Raw genomic sequence first — 399 nt, 5'->3', positions numbered from 1 at the left:
CACCATCAGCGTGACAAATGAAGGAGGCACCAGCACGCTGATCGGCGGCGACAAGTTCGTGATCGGTGTCGGCACCAAGCCGGCCAGGCCGTCCACCGTCGAGTTCGACGGCGAGACGATCGTGGACTCCGACCAGATCCTTGGCATGGGCAAGGTGCCGTCATCGATGGAGGTGGTCGGCGCCGGCGTGATCGGGATCGAGTACGCGTCGATGTTCGCCGCTCTCGGCACCAAGGTCACCGTGGTCGAGGCCCGCCCGTCGATGCTCAGCTTCTGCGACGACGAGATCGTCGGGGCGCTGCTCTATCAGCTGCGGGATCTGGCGGTGACGTTCCGGTTCTCCGAAACGGTGCGATCCGTCGAGAAGCATCCGGCGGGCACGCTGACCACGCTCGAGTC

Annotated in this window: 1 protein-coding gene; it reads left to right on the top strand. The window is 65.2% G+C overall.

All coding sequences use genetic code 11. The annotated features are described in order from the left end of the window. A partial coding sequence (locus D7Y13_RS44370) for an FAD-dependent oxidoreductase (RefSeq protein WP_158626267.1) occupies window positions 1–399 on the top strand: 399 nt, incomplete at both ends.

The sequence above is a fragment of the Corallococcus praedator genome (genome assembly GCF_003612125.1).
Lineage (GTDB): Bacteria > Myxococcota > Myxococcia > Myxococcales > Myxococcaceae > Corallococcus > Corallococcus praedator.
Note: the sequence above shows the minus strand (reverse complement) of the source record. Positions and strands in the feature narration are given on the sequence as shown.